The sequence below is a fragment of the Marinicella meishanensis genome (genome assembly GCF_019931145.1).
GTDB classification, from domain to species: domain Bacteria; phylum Pseudomonadota; class Gammaproteobacteria; order Xanthomonadales; family Marinicellaceae; genus Marinicella; species Marinicella meishanensis.
Genome location: NZ_JAIOUV010000001.1, coordinates 184371 through 204910, shown reverse-complemented (window position 1 = coordinate 204910; position 20540 = coordinate 184371). Strand labels below are relative to the sequence as shown.

The 20540-nt window shown below is 53.2% G+C and carries 15 protein-coding genes and 1 tRNA gene; 11 read left to right on the top strand and 5 right to left on the bottom strand.

All coding sequences use genetic code 11. The annotated features are described in order from the left end of the window. Nucleotides 1-126: 126 nt before the first annotated feature. The 7 genes from K7G70_RS18030 to K7G70_RS00835 all read left to right on the top strand — a co-directional run bounded on the left by K7G70_RS18030 (nt 127) and on the right by K7G70_RS00835 (nt 10972). The gene (locus tag K7G70_RS18030) at nt 127-2436 is read left to right on the top strand and encodes an NADP-dependent malic enzyme (RefSeq protein ID WP_223786699.1); all 2310 of its coding nucleotides are present in this window, start codon (nt 127-129) and stop codon (nt 2434-2436) included. A gap of 5 nt (nt 2437-2441) precedes the next feature. Beyond that, on the top strand, nt 2442-5105 hold the full coding sequence (gene aceE, locus K7G70_RS00865) for a pyruvate dehydrogenase (acetyl-transferring), homodimeric type (RefSeq protein WP_223786698.1): 2664 nt from the start codon (nt 2442-2444) through the stop codon (nt 5103-5105). Nucleotides 5106-5115: 10 nt separating this feature from the next. Continuing rightward, complete coding sequence (gene aceF, locus K7G70_RS00860; RefSeq protein ID WP_223786697.1) at nt 5116-6447, top strand: dihydrolipoyllysine-residue acetyltransferase; 1332 nt, start codon at nt 5116-5118, stop codon at nt 6445-6447. A 7-nt stretch (nt 6448-6454) separates the two neighbouring features. Next, nucleotides 6455-7135 carry a hypothetical protein gene (locus tag K7G70_RS00855; protein ID WP_223786696.1) on the top strand — a complete coding sequence of 227 codons (681 nt, stop codon included), beginning with the start codon at nt 6455-6457 and terminating at the stop codon, nt 7133-7135. Nucleotides 7136-7153: 18 nt separating this feature from the next. Further along, entirely contained in the window at nt 7154-8929 is a 1776-nt protein-coding gene (gene lpdA / locus K7G70_RS00845; RefSeq protein ID WP_348525063.1) for a dihydrolipoyl dehydrogenase, read from the top strand. Between the two features lie 1132 nt (nt 8930-10061). After that, nucleotides 10062-10535 (top strand): hypothetical protein, encoded by a 474-nt coding sequence (locus K7G70_RS00840; RefSeq protein ID WP_223786695.1) that lies wholly within the window; start codon nt 10062-10064, stop codon nt 10533-10535. 92 nt (nt 10536-10627) lie between these two features. Beyond that, nucleotides 10628-10972 carry a 1-deoxy-D-xylulose-5-phosphate synthase gene (locus K7G70_RS00835; RefSeq protein ID WP_223786694.1) on the top strand — a complete coding sequence of 115 codons (345 nt, stop codon included), beginning with the start codon at nt 10628-10630 and terminating at the stop codon, nt 10970-10972. A 59-nt stretch (nt 10973-11031) separates the two neighbouring features. Here K7G70_RS00835 and tmpT read toward each other — a convergent pair whose 3' ends face one another. The 3 genes from tmpT to K7G70_RS00820 all read right to left on the bottom strand — a co-directional run bounded on the left by tmpT (nt 11032) and on the right by K7G70_RS00820 (nt 14237). Then, entirely contained in the window at nt 11032-11691 is a 660-nt protein-coding gene (gene tmpT, locus K7G70_RS00830) for a thiopurine S-methyltransferase (protein WP_223786693.1), read from the bottom strand. A gap of 138 nt (nt 11692-11829) precedes the next feature. Then, nucleotides 11830-13356, bottom strand: a complete 1527-nt coding sequence (locus K7G70_RS00825; protein ID WP_223786692.1) for a DUF5666 domain-containing protein — start codon at nt 13354-13356, stop codon at nt 11830-11832. Nucleotides 13357-13418: 62 nt separating this feature from the next. Continuing rightward, nucleotides 13419-14237, bottom strand: a complete 819-nt coding sequence (locus K7G70_RS00820; protein ID WP_223786691.1) for a DUF6502 family protein — start codon at nt 14235-14237, stop codon at nt 13419-13421. A 171-nt stretch (nt 14238-14408) separates the two neighbouring features. Here K7G70_RS00820 and K7G70_RS00815 point away from each other — a divergent pair, with 171 nt between their 5' ends. The 3 genes from K7G70_RS00815 to K7G70_RS00805 all read left to right on the top strand — a co-directional run bounded on the left by K7G70_RS00815 (nt 14409) and on the right by K7G70_RS00805 (nt 17000). Further along, the gene (locus K7G70_RS00815) at nt 14409-15998 is read left to right on the top strand and encodes a hypothetical protein (RefSeq protein WP_223786690.1); all 1590 of its coding nucleotides are present in this window, start codon (nt 14409-14411) and stop codon (nt 15996-15998) included. Between the two features lie 78 nt (nt 15999-16076). Continuing rightward, complete coding sequence (locus tag K7G70_RS00810) at nt 16077-16424, top strand: hypothetical protein (RefSeq protein ID WP_223786689.1); 348 nt, start codon at nt 16077-16079, stop codon at nt 16422-16424. Nucleotides 16425-16601: 177 nt separating this feature from the next. Further along, nucleotides 16602-17000: a hypothetical protein gene (locus K7G70_RS00805; protein WP_223786688.1), complete on the top strand. Its 399-nt coding sequence runs from the start codon at nt 16602-16604 to the stop codon at nt 16998-17000. A 310-nt stretch (nt 17001-17310) separates the two neighbouring features. Here K7G70_RS00805 and K7G70_RS00800 read toward each other — a convergent pair. Continuing rightward, nucleotides 17311-17387 (bottom strand) — tRNA-Arg (locus K7G70_RS00800). Between the two features lie 124 nt (nt 17388-17511). Between K7G70_RS00800 and K7G70_RS00795 the strand changes: the two genes are divergently transcribed. Further along, nucleotides 17512-19095 (top strand): Kelch repeat-containing protein, encoded by a 1584-nt coding sequence (locus tag K7G70_RS00795; RefSeq protein ID WP_223786687.1) that lies wholly within the window; start codon nt 17512-17514, stop codon nt 19093-19095. Nucleotides 19096-19109: 14 nt separating this feature from the next. Here the strand turns inward: K7G70_RS00795 and K7G70_RS00790 are convergent, their stop codons facing one another. Continuing rightward, nucleotides 19110-20471, bottom strand: a complete 1362-nt coding sequence (locus K7G70_RS00790) for a class I SAM-dependent methyltransferase (RefSeq protein WP_223786686.1) — start codon at nt 20469-20471, stop codon at nt 19110-19112. Nucleotides 20472-20540: the final 69 nt, after the last annotated feature.

Below are 20540 nucleotides of genomic sequence, written 5' to 3'. Positions count from 1 at the left end.
ACGGTAAACAAACCCGGCCAACTTGCAGGATCGCAAGGGCACCGGTAACACACAACGACGCTCATGCTGAGGCACCAATTCAGTCATGGGCGTTGTCGTCTCAATGACAATGTTGGGGGCAACATCATGAGTCTCAGAGAAGACATCAAGCAAGCGGCTTTGGAGTACCACAAGAATCCACGGCCTGGCAAAATAAAAATCACCGCCACCAAGGCGTTGACCACACAGCAGGATTTGGCATTGGCCTATTCCCCGGGCGTGGCTGCGCCATCGATGGCGATTGCCGAAGATCCGGCCACCGCCGCCGATTACACCTCACGCGCCAACATGGTGGCGGTGGTCAGCAATGGCACCGCGGTGTTGGGCTTGGGTGACATCGGTCCTTTGGCTTCCAAGCCGGTGATGGAAGGCAAAGGCGTGTTGTTCAAGAAGTTCGCCGGCATCGATGTGTTCGACATCGAAATCGATGAAAAAGACCCCGATAAACTGATCGACATCATCGCCTCATTGGAGCCGACTTTCGGCGGCATCAACCTCGAAGACATCAAATCACCGGAATGTTTTTACATCGAGGAAAAACTGAAAAAACGCATGAAGGTGCCGGTGTTCCATGACGACCAACACGGCACCGCGATCATTTGTGGCGCGGCGGTGATCAATGCCCTGCATGTGGTTGGCAAAGACATCAGCGAAGTCAAACTGGTGACCTCAGGGGCCGGCGCAGCCGGCATGGCCTGTTTGGATCTGTTGGTGGCCCTGGGCATGAACATGGACCACATCATCGTGTCGGATTCGTCAGGGGTGTTGTACGAAGGCCGCGAAGACCTGGAGTCAGACCGCAAACGCGCGTATGCCAAAGGCGTCAAACAACAAAGTCTGACCGAGGCTTTGGATGGCGCCGATGTGTTCCTCGGCGTGTCGGTCGCTGGGGTGCTGAAACCCGAAATGATTAAAAACATGGCCAAAGATCCCTTGATCATGGCCTTGGCCAACCCGGTGCCAGAAATCATGCCGGATGTGGCGCTGGCAGCCCGGCCGGATGCGATCATCGCCACCGGTCGCTCGGATTTCCCCAACCAAGTCAACAACGTGCTGTGCTTCCCCTACATTTTCCGCGGGGCTCTGGATGTCGGCGCGACGCACATCAATGAGGCGATGAAAACCGCCTGTGTGCATGCCCTGGCACAGTTGGCCCGCATGGAAGTCAGTGAAGTCAGTTCCAAAGCCTATGGTGGCAAAGAATTGAAATTTGGTCGTGAATATTTGATTCCACAACCCTTTGATCCGCGCATCTTGATCCATGTGGCCCCCGCCGTGGCCCAAGCCGCGATGGATTCTGGTGTGGCCACCCGCGACATCGAGGACATGGCCGAGTATGAGCACAAGCTCAATGAATTCGTCTACCAAAGTGGCTTGTTGATGCGGCCGGTGTTCGACGCCGCCCGCAAAGACCGCAAGCGCGTGGTGATGGCCGAAGGTGAAGACGAACGGGTGTTGCGGGCGGTGCAAGTGGTCAACAACGACCAACTGGCCACCCCCATCCTGATCGGCCGCCCTGAGGTGGTCAACCAGCGCATCAAGCGCATCGGTTTGAATTTGGAAATTGGTCGAGATTTTGAATTGGTTAACCCACAAGACGACCCCCGCTTCAAAGCATACTGGATGCTGTACCACAGCATCATGGAACGCCAAGGGGTGAGTCCGGAAATCGCCAAAGCCATCGTTCGCACCCGCACCACGGTGATCGCTGCCTTGATGGTCAAGCGTGGTGAAGCCGATGCCATGCTGGCCGGCTTGACCGGGCGCTTTCACAAAGTGCTGCAACACATCATCGATGTGATTGGCCTCAAAGACCAGACCCCATCAGGCTTGTCGGCGGTGGCCACCGACATGGGCAGTTATTTCGTCACCGACACCAACGTCAATCCCAACCCCACCGCTGAACAGGTGGCCAACATGGCACTCAGTGCGGCGGAAAAAGTCAAAGCCTTTGGCAAAACCCCTCGGGTGGCTTTGATGTCCTATTCCAACTTCGGCACCCGCGATGGCAACAGCCCGGAAAAAATGCGCAAAGCGCTGCAGATCATCCGCCAGCAAGCGCCAGAACTGGCGGTGGAAGGTGAAATGGATGCCGAATACGCCCTGATGCCCAACATCCGGGCCCACGTGTTTCCCAATGCCAACTTTGCCGAGCAAGCCAACCTGTTGGTGATGCCTAACCTCGATGCCGCCACCATGGCATTGAACATGATAAGATACTTTTCCCAAGGCGTGACGGTGGGTCCCATGTTGATGGGCACCCAATTACCGGCCCATGTGTTGAACCCGTCTTCATCGGTACGCCGCATTGTGAATATGGTGGCAATTGCCGCCGTCGATGCCCAGACCCATGCCCAGGCCCAAGCCGCCGAAGCCAACGCCCAAACTGCAGAATAATAGCCATGACAAACATCAAAACCACCCCAGACCTCGATCCGATTGAAACCCAGGAATGGCTGGACGCCTTGACCGCCGTGATCAACGAAGAAGGTCCAGAACGGGCGCACTTTTTGATCGAACAACTGATCGATCTGAACCGCCGTTCGGGCGGACACCTGCCATACCAGGCGACCACCGCTTACTTGAACACCATTCCGGTGGGCGAAGAAAAACGCTCACCCGGTAACAACGACCTGGAATGGCGCATCCGTGCCATCATCCGTTGGAATGCCATGGCCATGGTGGTGCGGGCCAACCGCCGCCCCGGTGCTTTGGGTGGGCACATTGCTTCGTTTGCCTCAGCGGCCACCATCTATGATGTCGGCTTCAATCACTTTTTCCGCGGCGCCGACCACCCATCCGGAGGTGATTTGCTGTATGTGCAAGGCCACAGCGCCCCCGGCTTTTATGCCCGGGCCTTTTTGGAAGGGCGCCTGAGTGCCGAACAATTGGACAACTTCCGCCGCGAGGTTGATGGCGAAGGTTTGTCGTCTTATCCACACCCTTGGTTGATGCCGGACTTTTGGCAGTTTGCCACCGTGTCGATGGGCTTGGGACCGATCCAGGCCATTTACCAGGCACGCTTCATGAAGTACCTGCAAAACCGCGGCCTGATCGAAAAAACCGACAAGAAGGTCTATTGTTTCCTGGGTGATGGTGAGACCGATGAGCCAGAATCCCTGGGTGCCATTTCCCTCGCTGGTCGGGAAAAACTGGACAACCTGGTGTTCGTGATCAACTGCAACTTGCAACGCTTGGATGGCCCGGTGCGCGGCAACGGCAAAATCATCCAAGAGCTCGAAGGCGTGTTCCGTGGTGCTGGTTGGAACGTGATCAAAGTGATCTGGGGTTCCTATTGGGACAAATTGTTGGCCAAAGACAAAGACGGCTTGTTGCGCAAGCGCATGGAAGAAGCGGTCGATGGTGACTACCAAAACTACAAGTCCAAAGACGGCGCCTATGTGCGCGAACATTTCTTTGGCAAGTACCCCGAGTTGAAAGAAATGGTTTCAAACATGACCGATGACGACATCTGGCGTTTGAACCGGGGCGGTCATGATCCGCACAAAATGTTTGCCGCCTATGCCGCGGCCAACGAATCCGATGGTCTGCCCACCGTGATCCTGGCCAAGACGGTGAAGGGTTATGGCATGGGCCATGCCGGCCAAGCGGCCAACACCACCCACCAACAAAAGAAAATGGATACCGACTCGATCCGCCACTTCCGCGACAAGTTCCGGGTGCCGATCAAAGACGAACAATTGGAAGAGGTGCCGTATTACAAACCGGCTGAAGATTCCGAAGAACTGAAGTATTTGCAACAGCGTCGGGAAGAACTCGGTGGATATCTGCCACGTCGCCTGGTCAACCAAGAAGTGATGCAGGTGCCGGAACTGCAGGCCTTTGAAAGCATCACCAAAGGCAGTGGCGAGCGGGAAATCTCCACCACCATGGCCTTTGTCAGAACCCTGGCGCTGTTGTTGCGGGACAAGAACATCAAAGAACGCATTGTGCCGATTCTGTGCGACGAAGGCCGCACCTTCGGCATGGAAGGCATGTTCCGCCAACTGGGCATCTATTCGCACCAAGGCCAGGTGTATGAGCCAGAAGATTCGGATCAGTTGATGTTCTACAAAGAATCGGCCGATGGCCAGATCCTGCAAGAAGGCATCACCGAAGCCGGTGCCATGTCCTCCTGGATTGCGGCGGCGACATCGTATGCCAACTACCAAATTCCGATGATCCCGTTTTACATCTACTATTCGATGTTCGGTCACCAACGCATCGGTGATTTGTGCTGGGCCGCCGGTGACATGCGGGCCAAAGGCTTTTTGTTGGGCGGTACCGCCGGGCGCACCACACTGAACGGCGAAGGATTGCAACACCAGGATGGCCATTCGCACCTGATCGCCAGCACCGTGCCCAACTGCGTGTCCTACGACCCAACCTACGCCCATGAAGTGGCGGTGATCATCCAACACGGTTTGAAGCGCATGTTCGCCGACAACGAGGACGTGTATTTCTACCTGACTTTGATGAACGAAAACTACCCGCACCCAGCAATGGTTGCCGGACAAGAAGAGGGCATCATCAAGGGCCTGTACCAATTGAAAGACGGTGGCAAGGGCAAGATCAAAGCCCAACTGCTGGGTTCGGGCACCATCCTGCGCGAAGTCGAAGCCGCCGCCGAGCAGTTGGCCAAGGACTTTAAAGTGCAGTGTGACATCTGGAGTGCCACCTCACTGACCGAATTGAAGCGCGAGGCGCAAAGTGTCAGCCGCCACAACCGCTTGCATGCCGACAAGAAGCCGCAAGTGAGTTACGTCGAACAGTGTTTGGCCAAGGCCCAAGGGCCGGTGATAGCGGCCACCGATTACACCCATGATTTTGCCGAACAAATCAGACCTTGGGTGCCTGGTCCCTACACCACTTTGGGCACCGATGGTTTTGGTCGCAGTGACACCCGCGAACAGTTGCGTAAATTCTTTGAAGTGGACCGCAACCACATTGCTTACACCACCGTGGTGGAGTTGGTGCGCGCCGGTGACCTGCCAAAAACCGCCATTGCCAAAGCCAAGAAAGCCTACAACATAGACGCTGCGGTCGCTGACCCACGCACCCGATGAGGAACCGATTGTGAGTGATACCCAAACCATCAACATCCCCGACATTGGCGACTTTGAAAACGTCGAAGTGATAGAAGTGCTGGTGCAAGCCGGTGATCAAGTCGATGCCGAAGACGCCATCATTTCTTTGGAGTCGGAAAAAGCCACCATCGAAGTGCCGACCCCGGTCGCCGGTGAAATCGTCAAGCTGCTGGTCAAAGAAGGCGATATGGTGTCTGAAGGCACGCCGATGATTGAATTGAAAACCGCCGGTGATGCCGCCGCGGCGTCGGCGGCGGAGCCGGCTGCTGCTCAAGAGACAACAGAAGAAGTTGCTGAAGAACCCGCCAAAGCCGAGCCGCCCAAAGCTGAACCGCCAGTGGAACAAAGCGAAATGCCCAAAGCCGCCCCGCAAGCGCCACCCGTGCCCACCGAGTTGCCCAAGCGGGCCAGTGGCAAATTGGCCCATGCCTCTCCGGCGGTGCGCAAGTTCGCCCGCGAGTTGGGGGTTGAAATCAGTGCGGTGACCGGCACCGGTCGCAAAGGCCGCATCACCCGCGAAGACGTCAAACAACACGTCAAAACCGCGATGCAATCCGGCGGTCAAACCGTGGTCACTTCAAACTTTGATGTGCCACCGTTCCCGGCGGTGGATTTCACCGAATTCGGCGAGGTGGAAACCCAGCCTTTGAGCCGCATCCAGAAAATTTCGGGCAAGTATTTGCACCGCAATTGGGTGCGCATCCCGCACGTCACCCAGTATGATGAAGCGGACATCACCGAGCTGGAAGCCTTCCGCCAGGAAAACAAAGCTGAGGCCAAAGAGCAGGGCTTCAACCTGACACCTTTGGCTTTCATGGTCAAAGCCATGGCCAAAGCCTTGAAGAAGTTCCCCAAATTCAACACCTCACTGGACGTGGATGGTGAACACCTGATCTACAAAAAATTCTTCCACGTTGGCATCGCGGTGGACACCCCCAATGGTTTGGTGGTGCCGGTGATTCGCGATTGCGACAAGAAAGAGGTGTTTGAGATCGCCAAAGAAATGCGCGATGTGTCGATCAAAGCCCGCGAAGGCAAATTGGCCCCACGTGACATGCAAGGTGGTTGCATCTCGATTTCATCCTTGGGTGGCATCGGCGGCACTGCGTTCACGCCGATCATCAATGCGCCGGAAGTGGCCATCCTCGGGGTGTCGCGCTCCAGCATCAAACCGGTGTGGAACGGCCAAGAATTCGAACCACGGTTGATGTTGCCTTTGTCATTGAGCTATGACCACCGGGTGATTGATGGTGCCGATGCGGCCCGCTTTATTGTGTATTTGTCGAGCATCTTGTCCGACATGAAAAAAATGCTGTTGTGATCTGATCATGGGGTTTTTGGACAAACTCAAAGAGATCGTCGAAGAAGCGCAAAAACGCGCGGTGGCTTCGATCGACACCGAGGTGTTCAACCACCCCTTGGCCAAGGCCACCGATTGGCATCCGCTGGCCGGCGGCGGGGCCAATTTCCAAACCCACCGTCTGGACAGTTCCAACCCCGATTTGTTGGTGTTCAAATGCACCCAAGGGGCGTATTGGTTTGCCGGCATCTTCTGCTTTTTTGGCTTGTTGGGGATCATCATTCCCGGCGCCATTTTCATCAGCGGTGGCATGCAGGAATGGACCCTGTTGCTGTTTGCGGTGTTGTTTGGTGGAATTTTCCTGGGTGTGGGGGCCTTGATGCTGTACTTCATGACCATGCCGCGGGTGTTCGACACCTTTTACGGCGTGTATTACAAAGGCCGCAAAAAGCCGCAAGATTCGATGACCCTGGGCACCGCCCGGGACCGCAAAAAAGGCCCGGTGCCCCTGACTGAGGTCGAAGCGGTGCAAGTGATCCGTGAACGGGTCAGCGGCAAAAACAGCGCTTATTACAGTTACGAATTGAATTTGGTGCTGGCCGATGCCAGCCGCATCAACGTCATCGATCACGGCAAACACGCGGCGGTGATCGAAGACGCCGAAACCTTGGCCACCGCACTGGGCGTGCCCCTGTGGGATGGTTCTTAAAACACGAATGAGATCATTATGAGCAAAACCATTGACATCAAAATTCCAGACATTGGCGATTTCGACAACGTACCCGTGATCGAAGTGCTGGTGGCCGCCGGCGACACCGTTGAAAAAGACCAGTCACTGATCACCTTGGAAAGTGACAAAGCCACCATGGAAATCCCCAGCCCGCAGGCAGGTACCATCGAATCGGTGGCGGTGCAAGAAGGCGATGAGGTGTCGATTGGTCAAGTGATTGGCACCTTGGCGGTGGATGAGTCGGCAATTGTCGAGGCCGCAGATCCAGCAAGCCCCGCCGCTGAATCATCATCGGCTGCAGCGTCTAAGCCATCAGAGCCATCCAACCAAACCAACGAGCCGGCTGAGCCAGCCCCTGCTGCCACAACGGCGGCGCCGCAAGGCGATTTTGACACCGAATTGTTGGTGATCGGAGCCGGACCCGGTGGTTACACCGCGGCGTTCCGCGCTGCTGATTTGGGTATGGACGTGACCTTGGTCGAGCGTTATGACACCCTTGGCGGTGTTTGTTTGAACGTCGGTTGTATCCCGTCCAAAGCCCTGCTGCACACCGCGGCCATCATCCGCGAAACCGAACAAATGGGCCACCACGGTGTGACCTTCCAAAAACCGGAAATCGACCGCGAAAAACTGCTGGGTTTCAAAAACTCGGTGGTGCAAAAACTAACTGGCGGCTTGGGCCAAATGGCGAAACAAAGGAAGGTCAAGCGCCAAACCGGTGAAGCCAAATTCATCGACCAACACACCGTGTCGATTGGCGGCGAAACACTGACCTTTGGCCAATGCATCATCGCCGCCGGATCACAGGTGTTCAAACTGCCTGGCATGCCCTGGGATGATGAGCGTCTGATGGATTCCACCGACGCCCTGGAGATGACCGACATCCCTGGCTCCATGCTGATCATCGGTGGCGGCATCATCGGCCTGGAAATGGCCTGTGTGTATTCCGCCTTGGGCACCGAGATCACCATCGTCGAAATGATGGATCAGATCATCCCCGGTGCCGACAAAGACCTGGTGCGCCCCTTGATGCAACACATCAAGAAGCAATACAAAGACATCAAACTCAAATCCAAAGTCACCGCCTGTGTGGCCCAAGACGACGGCTTACAAGTGGAGTTCGACGGCGCCGACCAAGTCACCTATGACCGTGTCTTGGTGGCCGTTGGTCGGGTGCCGAATGGCAACCTGCTCGACGCCGATCAAGCCGGGGTCAATGTCACCGAGCGCGGTTTCATCCCGGTGGACAAACAAATGCGCACCAACGTGCCGCACATTTTCGCCATCGGCGACATCGTCGGCCAACCGATGCTGGCCCACAAAGCCACCCACGAAGCCAAAGTCGCGGCCGAAGTGGCGCACGGTGAGAAGGTGTTTTTCGATGCCCTGGTCATCCCATCGGTGGCCTACACCGACCCCGAAGTGGCCTGGGTCGGCTTGACCGAAAATGACGCCAAAGAAAACGGCACGAAGTACGAAGTGGGTAAATTCCCGTGGGCCGCCTCCGGCCGCGCCATCGGCAACGACCGCACCGAAGGCTTCACCAAGCTGCTGTTCGACCCCGAAACCGACCGCATCCTCGGCGCCGGCATCGTTGGCACCAACGCCGGCGAGCTGATCAGTGAATTGTGCCTGGCCATCGAAATGGGCTGCGAAGCCGCCGACATCGGCCTCACCATCCACCCCCACCCGACTCTGGCCGAATCGGTCGCCATGGCCGCCGAAGCCTTCGAAGGCACCATCACCGATTTGTATATGCCGAAGAAGAATTAAGCAAACCGCGAACCAAAAGGCGCCCAAAATGGGCGCCTTTCATCCAACAACACCACTGTCAACCCGAGCAATCTCAGCACACCGGCGTTTCCGCGTCCTGCTTGCACGGCACACCTCCGTCCATGGAGGCGAGGGACCTCATCAAGTGCATTCGACTACAAATTCGGCAAGCGCAGCAAAAGTTTTTGAAACCGGCCGTATCCGCTTACTGCTCAGTCGGCATACCTTTGTCTCTGGTTGTAAGGGACCCAAAAACATTCAGTCAGGTCACTGAGCCTGTCGAAGTGTCATTGTGTTTTGGAAAATACTTAAAACAACATATTCGCTTCGACAGGCTCAGCAATCTTGAGTATTGTCATTAAGTGCGAACCTGGCGGTTATTGCATCCTGCTCATACGGCATACCTTTGTCTCTGGTTGTAAGGGACCCAAAAACATTCAGTCAGGTCACTGAGCCTGTCGAAGTGTCATTGTGTTTTGGAAAATACTTCAAACAACATATTCGCTTCGACAAGCTCTGCGATCCTGAGTATTGTCTTTGAAGAATGAAGCCGTCCGTTTCCGCGACGACACACCTCAGCGCTAAAAAAAGAATCAAAGTCATCCCGAGCGAAGCCGGCCGCTTTCGCGTCCTGCTCACGCGGCAGACCTACATCCATGTAGGCCAGGGATCTCAGTCCGCCCTTGAGATCCCTCCACTCACTGCGTTCGGTCGGGATGACCACATCTTGTTCGCGTCATTCCTGCGCAAGCAGGAATCTCCATTTCGACCGGTCATATTTATGTAGTGGACAGCCGTATGAAGGTTGTCGCGCCACTGCGTGGCTCGTAATGACCGGCTTTTTTGGCATCCTGCCCCTCCCCACTGGAGCACCGACTTCAGTCGGTGAAATGGCCAGGCGCCAAGCCGCAGCCATCTTTTTTAGACCTTATGGGCAGATCACTGCCAACATTCTTATCGAACATTCTGTGCAGCCCGACGCCGACTGAAGTCGGCGCTCCGAGAAAGGTGTTTCTGGGATCAAATGAAAAACATGACTTCAGCTACCTTGTTCCTGAATCACGATCTTCGATCCCGCATTAATTGAAGAACTGGCTTATAATGATCCATCAATCATCAAAAGGACGTCAGCATGATCAATAAACACATACTGGTTCCAGTCAAAAAAGCCTTGATGGCTGTGGCATTGATGGCGATCTTCATCACCCATTCAACGCAAGCCAAAGAGAACAGCTCAGGCATCACTTTTAACACCAAGGATGGCCCAATCAAGCTCAGTGAAGAGGATTTGGCCAACACACCCATCACCCATTTTAAGGGTTTTGAGCTCAACCAAACTTCTGATCAATCTGCCGATGTCAAAGGTCTGTTAGAGGTCTCTTTGAATCGAGAAAACCAATACAACCAATACATCAACACGCTGAAAGAACAATTACTCTCTCAAGTATTGATTGTTTGTGGAGACGTTTCCAATGTCAACAAAGTGACCATGGATGACGTCTTAGAAATTTCTGAAAATCCTGATGGTACACTGCCATACCTGGCCACCATCAGCATCCAAGTGGAATGTGTTGGGCTGTTGGACAAAGGTTTGCCTATCGAGTAACCACCCATGTTGAAAACAATTGGCACCACAACCATCCACTTTTTGTTGGGTGTTGCTGACTGCGCATTTTCACCTAACTTAATGAGCACCCAATGAGACCCAAAAGCAGAATCGTGTACATTGAACACAAAGGGGATGATGGAATTGTTGGGCAGGCTCGCATTGGACGCGTGACTTTTTCAAAATCAGGCCAATCAATTCATTATGCCGGAAAAACTTTTGAAACACGTAAAGGTCAAGGATTTAAATCCAACTATTTTGATGTAGAAACCGGTGAGGCTTACTGGATATCAGGTTGTCGCAAAGACGGTCGTGATGCGCTGTACACCACCACAGCAGAAATTGATGAAGACGTGCGTGCGGAATATTGGACGCGAATCAGGGGCTTGCCGGAAAAGGCGCAAATCTCCCGCATCAAGGTCAAAAGCAAACATTGATCATCGCAGATTTTGGCCTGTTTCAATGAATATGAATCAGGTCAATGGGAGTTTGCTTGTCAATCTTTTTGAACAACTGAGTTTTCAGCGGCCACCAGCCACACCTGCTCCAAGGCCTCACAGCCGCCTTTCAAACCGCCTTTGACCGGCATGCTGGCCAGTTGTTTGAGCTGATTTTCAGACCCGTAATGGGTTTCGATTTCGGCAGCCGGGATGGCAAAGGGTGGACCGGCTTGTTGGGATTGGTCGTAGTCAAAAGTGATCAGCAGTTGGGTAGCCCGGTTGGTGATGGTTTGCAGGTGTTGGGCGTAATCGATCCGCATCTCAGCCGGAAGCGCCACCAGTGAGGCGCGGTCATAGGTGGCGTCGACCAGGCCCAGGTGGGTGTCTTTGAGGGCAAAAAAATCGCCGACATAGATGCGGACCATGGTGGTTTGGTAGAGGGTGAAATCGCCCACTTGGGTGATGTTGGGCTCGATTTCCAGGGATTGGAAAAAACGCTGAATGGCCTCTTCACTGAGCTCGTTACCGACCACTTGGAAACCCTGTTGCAACAACCACACCATGTCAATCGATTTACCACACAAAGGCACAAACACCTTGGCGCCGGGTTGCAGGTTCAAGGCAGGCCATTGTGCCACCAGCAGTGGGTTGGGCTGGTTTTGGTCAAAGCCAATCTCGTTGCTGCTCCATTTGTCGTACCAGAAATCTGCTTGCATCAAAGCCATCAGTGATCAAAATTGTATTTTCTCACAGACATCGTGGTCCCGTCATGAACTTGCTGAAAGATTTCATGGTGCCCAAAACAAAAAAGGCCAAGCAAATGCCAGGCCTTTTCTCCATGCTGAAGTGAGAGGTCAATCGAATGAATCAGCAAAGATCAGGTCGGCTGCACCGGTGATGGTGCCCACCCCCAATCCTTCGGTGGTGCCAGCCTCGGTGGTGCCGATGAAGGTGAAATCATCGTCTTCGTCAATGCGGATGATGCCGCCGGAAATCACGTTGGTCATTTCATTGACCACCGCATTTTCCACTTCGACTTCGGTGCCCACCGCGATCTGGTTGAAGAAATCGGTGGCGGTGATGGGCATGTTGTTGATGTCAAAGAACACACTGGTGCTGGTGTCCACGGTGATGCCAAACACTTCAATCAAGGGGTCGTTGATGGCAGTGATTTGGCCATCGGCACTGACGTCAGTGGCGTCGGGGTTACCCCGTTCACGCACACGGGTGGCATACAAGTTGCCATCACTGTCGGCGTAACCCCGGACTTCCACTTGGGTCTCAACACCCAAGCCTGAACCCATGATGCCGTCCTCATCTCGCAATTGGGGGGTGGATAAGATGGTGCGGCCATACAACTGGATGGACTGACCGGGTGACACATCAGCCGGCAACACGGGTTCTTCAAATTTAAAGCGAACTTCTTTGAACTTCACTTTCAAGGCATCGATGATTGAGGTGGTGGTGTTCATCAGCCCTTCGACTTCTACTTTGGCGCCGACCACGATGTCATCAACTTCACCATTGATGTAAACGGTGGTGCCACTGACATTGATTTGTTGTCCGGCAATGGTGAACAAGTTGTTCATTTCGATGTCTTCAAAATCCACCAGTCCTTCCAAGGCCACCGGAATCACGTCGCCCGGTAAGGTCACGATGCCTTCGGGCTTGCATTCAATCTTGGTCACGGTGGTCAGTGGCGAACCGGCCATGAACATGGCGTCAGGGGTGGCTTCGATTTCCACGAACTCGCCATTGGTCAAGCCGGTGTCACAGTCATTGGGAACCACGCCACCAATCACCACCACTTGGTTTTGGATGTTGAATTCGGTCGCAGTCAAGCCCGACACATAACCCGACAATTTCCACTCAGTCAATGGGTCGTCGTCGGCTTCCACGCGGCTGACCAGCAAGCTGGAATTGGCATCGACAAAGCCCGACAGTTTCAATTCATCGCCGATGTTGATGTCGGCAAAGGTCAAGTTGTCATCAAAAAAGGTGTTGGCAGTGATTTGGGCATCCACATTGAAAATTCTGAACGGGTCCAGCGAAGTGACCGGCCCTTTGTGGGTGTTGATCAAATCGATCTCATCAATGGTGCCATTGGTGATGGACGGGTTCACGTCATCGCCAATGCGGTAGCGGACTTTGAAGCCGGTGCCGCCTTGGCCACGGGCCGCCGAAACCACCACCCCGTCTTCACGGATGATGGTGTTTTGATCGATCTGGAAATTCCGGATGTCATTGATGGTGATGCCGGTGCCACCTTGGCCCTGGATGATCGGTGCTTGGTTTGGGTTGATGGGCGTGGTGTCGGCAGCTTGTAGGGTGCTGGCAGTCAACAACACAGCCAGGCACATCATGCGTTTGATGGGATTCATGGTTTTCTCCTGAATGAGATTCAAAATATGGGTTTGGGTTTGGATTCGGTGTTTGGGGCTGTTCATGGTCGGTCTCCTTGGTAATAGTATAAGCCAAGGCCCAGGTAAGGAACGGTTTCCCCACCATCGTCGTTGGCGTATTGGATCAGGTGTTCTAAGTATTCATCCACGTCATTGGCCAATTGTTGGCTTTTGTCTCGCACATAAGATTCGGCGATGTTGATCAATGATTTGGGTAATTCATGGTGGATCACGATGCGTTGGAAGCGTGGATCCGATTTGTCTGGGTCGATGTTGTGGTCAATGGTTTCCAACAGGTATTGGGTGGACACGCCCAGGAAATTCAATTTTTGTTCGTCATCGGGATCGTTGACGGTCAAGTAATAAGGCTTCAGCAATTCAACTTGGTCGCCATTGGTTTGCACTGAACCAGAGGCCGCCAAGTCGTCCAGGATGGACCGCACGGTGGCGCCGCCGGAATACTTTTCAACCAGGGACTTGAAGTCGTGACTGCCCTCGGCTTCCAGCGGAATGATGCGGGCTTTGCCATGTTGGTCCAAATAATCTTTGTCTTCCACCCAGCCGGTCAACACCCGCACCGCGCGATTCCATTTATATTGATCGGTTTCGGTTTGGAACAGGTTGGCTTTCATTTGGATGTCCACTTGGGTTCGGGACAAGCCAGTGATCACCGAAATGCGGGATTTGGTGGGGGGCTTGCCGTTCAGGCCAAAATGTTCGTTGGCCACATCCACATAAGTCCATTTCAACACGTCACTGACCTCATTGAAGGGGACTTTCAGTCGCAACAAGATCTTGGCCAATGGGCGGAAGACTTGTATCAACATTTGGATGATCACGCTTTTTAATTGATTTTTCATGGTTCATACTCTTGCCAGTTGAGCCCACTATAGCAAGTTCGATGCCTATTTGCAACAATTATTGCAAATAAATCAGAAAAAACTTGATTTAGCCCTGTTATTTGCTATATATTTTGCAGTAAGAGATGTGAAAACATCATATATAGTACAAACAACCGAAATGAGGCTACCATGAAATACCCCTTAAAACACACCATATATATGTTGGTCATTTTGATGACCATGGCGTCACCTCCCAGCCATGCCCGGGAGTTGATCATCACCAAAAGTTTCACCGGCGGTTGGTTCAATCCAGCCACCAGTGGTCAAGGGTTTTTGCTGGAAATCATCAAAAGCAACCAACAAAAGCAGGCCTTGACCACGTGGTTCACCTTTGACACGGTGGGCAACCAATATTGGTTAATCGGCGTGGGTTCCATTGAAGACCAATCCATCCAGTTCGATATGATGCTGCCCGAAGGGGGGTTGTTTGGTAACGCGCACAACCCCGCCAACATGACCAACACGCCTTGGGGTGAAGTCACCTTCACTTTTCAAGATTGCAACAACGGCACCGTCAGTTGGCAACCGCAATTGCCGGGGTTCACAGCCGGATCCATGCCCATCACCCGCAGCACCGTGATCAACAACTTGAACTGCACTGGCGGCTTGTTCGATGAATTGGGCGACACCCTCACCGAAACCGAGGTCATCACCCCACTGTTGACCACCGGATTGGATGCCGATGCCCATGGCAAAACCAAGTACGAGCAAAGAACCGACCGGATTGATTATTCAGTTGAAATTGAAGACCTGCCGCTGGGCACTTATCAGTTGATGGTGGGAGCCGTGCACCGCGGTGACATCAATGTGGTGATGCAAGCCGATGGTCGCGCCGAAGGTGAAATTGAATTCAGGGATCCGGTGGAGCCCGGCAAATTGCCCTTGGACTTTGATCCACAGGGTCAAGTGATCGACATTGTGCGCAATGGTCTGGTCTATTTGACCTCCGATGGCAGCAACGGTGGCGGCAATGGCGGCGGAGGCAGCAGTCAAAATGCCCCACCATTTGGTGACAGCGAGACCGAAGTCTATATGGTCAATACCGGTGTGGTGCCATTGGGTCAAGCCAAAACCAAATTGGAACAGCGGGCTGATCGGGTGGACTTTCAGGTGGAACTGGAAGACGTGCCTGCCGGCTTCTATGATTTCAATGTTGATGGCGTGACCGCAGGCATCATCCAAGTCAGTCAAACCGCGGCGGGCTTGGCAGGTGAATTGGAATTCCGCAACCCAGTGGAAGCCGGAAAAGAACTGTTGGATTTCAATCCATTCGGTCAATTCCTCAGCATCAGCCAAGGCGCCACCGTGTTCTTCACCCTGGAATTCCCTGCTGAACCCGGCTCTGGTCCGAACAACGGTGGGGGCAATGGCGGTGGTAATGGTGGTGGTAACGGCGGCGGCAACAACCAAGAATTGGAAATCGAGCGCGACTTCATCAATGCCGGGGTCGATGCCGATGCCAGTGGCACGGTTGAATATGAAGTGCGGGATGACCGCCGGGATTTCAAAGTGGAAGTTGAAGACTTGAACTTCGGCACCTATCAACTGGTGGTGGGTGGCGCCCAAGTGGCCAGTCTCAACGTCAATGCCGATGAAGTGGAAGTGGAATTCAGGGATCCGGTAGAACCGGGTAAATTGCCTTTGACCTTTGACCCACTGAATCAACTGATTGAAGTGAAACAAGGCGGCACGGTTTACTTGTCGGTCGTGTTGCAATGATGAAAGTCACACCTGATCCAATGCATGATACCTTCCCCGTCATGTGGGTCAGGTGTGACTACCCTCACAGGAATTGTCATGAATACCGCCCACAACATCACCCCCATCACGGCCCGTCGGGCCACCCAGCCGTTGAACCGGGAGAACGCCAGTTCGACCGTGATCTTGAGCAAAGACCAGTGGTTGGGTGCCTGCCTGGATGATTATTTGTTCAAACTGTGCGGAACCGATCAGGTGGTGTGGATTCCCGTTGCAAGCATTCGACATGCGGCGCAATGGGACCACGCCTTTGCGGCCGAAATCGATCCCGATACCCAATACAGCTGTGCCCGCATCACCATTTCCAACCCCATCCGCCTGTGTTTGATCGATCAACACCAAGTCACCGGTGAACAGCTGCTGCCTTTTTTAAAGGAGTCTCGGTAAGAAATTTTGATTGGGATTGGCAGTGTGGCACGCCCATATAAAGAACTCATGTGCTCAGCCATATTTGAATGAATTTCTGTCCCTTTCAGTTATCTGATACCACCCCCATTCCCCTTGTGAAATACCCAAATTGACCACACTACTTTCATCAGTTCATTTAAAAAAGGAGTTTGAAACATGTTTAAAAAGTTACTGATGTTTGTGTTGTTTATGTCATCAGGATACAGTTTGGGGTGTCTTCCAGAAAAGAAACCTTCTCTCAACTTTGATCGGTATGAGTCAATTTACATCGGTCAGGTGGTGGGTATCCACTTGCATGGGTACCAAGACAAAACCATTCGTGCTTTGAGAGACGGCAAAGAGTTCGCATCCTTTCCTGATTCAACCCCCGAATACAAGGTCACCGTCATTCCTCAAAGGCTGTTAAAAGGTGAAGCCTTTGGGGTTGAAGAACTGAAGTTATTTGGTTGTGATGTTTCAGTGCCTGCCATACTTGAACGGGGTATTTTTTTCATCCAGCCGGATCAAGAAGTATTCGTACTCTACACCACCGATTATTATGACTATGAGGATTAAGTGGGCAAGGCATACGAATATTGGCGCAGTCAAAAACAAGCGTTGACAATAAAAAGGGGTGTTAATGATGACAGTGGAGATTGACTGATGCATTGAATGAAAGACACAAAAAAACCACCATAAAAAAGGTGGCTTTCTTTGTGTGGCGCGCCTAGAGAGATTATTCCGCACATCCATGTGCTCCACCCCTTCGGGGTCGTCAGCCAGCTGACGGGCTGAAATGATCCAGTCATTTCAGTCGAACTGAGGGAGTACTCATTCTCTGATCACCTGACACAAAAAAACCACCATTAAGGTGGTTTTGTATGTGTGGCGCGCCCAGAGAGATTCGAACTCCCGACCAACTGGTTCGAAGCCAGTTACTCTATCCAGCTGAGCTATGGGCGCGGATTTGAGGGTGTATTTTAACGGGAAATCGGTTGAAAACAAGTGAATTCAATGATTTTCCATGGACCATCCGATTTAACGTTGGCGTAACAAAAGATCAGCAGATTGGTGTTAAAATGGTTGCATGATAGGAAATTTTCGTTGCAAACGGTTGTTGATGGCATGCATGTTGTTGTTGGGTGCCACAGGGGCTGTCGCCAATTTGCAGCAAACGTCTTGGGGCTTGAAAGACCCGGATTCTTATTTACAATCTCGCCTTGTGTGTGAGCAAAAACTGGTTGATTTGCGGTGGTCTTTTCAGCACTGGCCAGCACACAACCGGCATCCAAAACCCACGCACAATCCCACTGCCAGTGCCGCCCAAATCAGGGCAGCGGTGCTGCGAAACCTCAAACAAGAAGTGTATTTGCAGCAGCAGAAATCCTGGTACTTCAGTGCGGCAGTGGTGCAAGCAGAATGGCAGCGGATCCAAGCTGCCAGTCAGATGCCCAAACGCTTGCAACAATACATGGCGGCATTGGGACACGACGAGCAACAAATCTTGGCGTGTTTGGTGCGGCCAGCCTTGGTGGCACAACACTTCTCGGCTGTGGGTGATCCCGACGCTTTATTGGGGCTTGACTGGCGCCAATTGCAAAGACACCCAATCCAGCAGGGCTCAACTTTGCCAGCCCCCAGGATTCCAAGCCCAAGGACGCGACACACCACCATTTGGGATGGAAACCACATGATCATCTGGGGGGGCTATTGGCAGGATTTTTTTGACCAGTATGCGTTGCGGTCTGGGGCCCTGTATGATCCGGTGTTGGATCAATGGCAGTTCACCTCATCGGCCAATGCGCCAGAAGGTCGTTTTCAACACTCAGCTGTTTGGACCGGGCAGGAAATGATTGTTTGGGGCGGCTTGAATGATTTCGTCCATGGTGAACTCAACAGCGGTGGCAGGTACAACCCGACAACCGGTATGTGGCAAGCCACTGCCAGCGGAATTTCTGAGCCCAGGTATTTACACACCGCGGTTTGGTCGGGAACAGAAATGATCATTTGGGGTGGGTACCTGCCTTCTGGCCAAGGCGATGGGCAGGCTTATGATCCCAGCAGCAACCAATGGCGCGACCTGAGCCTCCTCAATGCGCCCACTCCCAATGCGGGACATGCGGCCATTTGGACCGGCTCTGAGATGCTACTTTGGGGCGGTGGAAATGCCAGATACAAGCCTGATTTGGATCAATGGACGGCCATCACCGGAGTCAATGCGCCTGCTGGCCACGCATATCCCCACATGGTCTGGACCGGGTCTTTCATGGTGGTCTGGGGTGGTCGCTTGTCCAGCACCACCGGCATTGATACCGGTGGGATCTATGTGGCGTCTCATGATGCCTGGATCAGCACCAGTCAGGACCAGGCATTGTCCGGCCGCTATGCGGCGGCCCACACTTGGACTGGCAGCGAGCTGTTTTTGTGGGGTGGTGTTGGTGATGGTCAACTGATGTCTGATGGCAGCCTGTTCAACCCCAACAACAATTCCTGGCATGCCGTTGCGGCTGACAACGCACCGCCGCCCTCGCAAGGCCTGTCTGCGGTTTGGACCGGAGAACGCGTGGTGGTTTGGGGCGCAGCCATCAGGGACGGTCAAAGCTATGACCCGTCAACCGATCAATGGCATGACATGTATGGCAACTTCATCTTTGATGCCGATTTTGAGTGACCCAAGGGCCCCGCTTATTCAACCTTTGCTTTCAACCAAACCAACAGGTTGTTGATGTTGATTTGCGCGTTTTTGGGGTTGGCGACCAATTGGGCAGACAGTGCATAGACCCGATCGGCTTTGGGTTGAAACGCCAGGGTGAATGACTGGTGCTGGTGTGATTTGGTGGTTTGTTTGAGGATGGGTTGTCGCCCTTCTGCCCGCATCGCTTCTTTCTCAAATACCTGCCAGGTGATATTGCCCGCATAGCCACTGATGTCATATTGGACTTTGAACTTGGCGGGGAAATCGCTCAAATGGATGTAGTCGGTGAACACCAAAAATCCATTGACCAGGTTTTCTTCAATGTTCAGGGCAAAACCGGCTTCGATCAAATACTCCTGGTGATCAGCCAGGTAGTTTTTTACTTCTCGTCGCAAGCGGTTGTATGGGTCCAGCAACTGCCACGTGTTGAAAGTGCTTTTGATCAACTGATTGCTGCGGTTGGTCATCAAATTGATGCTCCGGGTCATTCCAGGGGCAGCAAAGGTTAGGGGTTGATCGCCTTGTTGTGGAGACAACAGAAAATTGCAGGTGGTGTAGGGTATGCCTTCCAGGTAAAGGAACGGGGTGGGAAAGCGGTTACTCAATCCCTTGGCCATGAAAGAATCTACCGGCGGTTTGGGCCAGTTGGCAAAACTGCTGTCACAATGGCCATCAAATTCGGCGGCGGTGTCCAAGCCCGACTCGATGAACAATTCGCGCAGGTACTCCAGATCAAATTTGTAGTTGTGCGGGAGCGTCTTGGTGGCATCGCCAAACAAAAATTCGGTGGTCATGCTGTAGATGCCACCGGGCTTGAGCACCCGCCGCACTTCTTTCAGGTGTTGGATGAAATCGTCGCGATCGCCAATGTGTTCAAAGGCACAGGCCGAATAACAAAAATCCAATGAATCATCGGCAAAGTAACTCAAATCGCGCATGTCCATGTCATGCACCTTCATGTTGTCGGTGTTGGACCCCGCTGGAGCAGCGGCTTTGACAAATTCTTCCGGGGTATTGAATCGCTTGATGTTGGCGGTTTTCCACACCGTTTGCATGGTGTACAGGTCGGTGGCATGAAAGGCTTGGGTCAAAGGGGCGATGATATAGAGCAGCTTTTCTCGACCGGCACCGAAGGCCGCGCCCACTTTGTCACCACTGAACATGCCGTGGTGTGCAAGGTTCAAGAAGATGGTGGCGCATTCCCATTGTTTGCGTCGTTGTGAGGCGTTTTGTTGCAAAATCTGCTTCACCACATAATCAAAATCGGCTTCATACCAGTCTTCACAGACACAATACTTTTGCCAATAGTCGCGGCTTTTCAGTGATTGAATGGCTGCCAAGTGGTCAGTCATGGTTTGTTTGGTGGAGGAAGTTCTCTGCAGATGATTGCCCATAATGGTGGTCTTTGTTTTTTTAAGTCG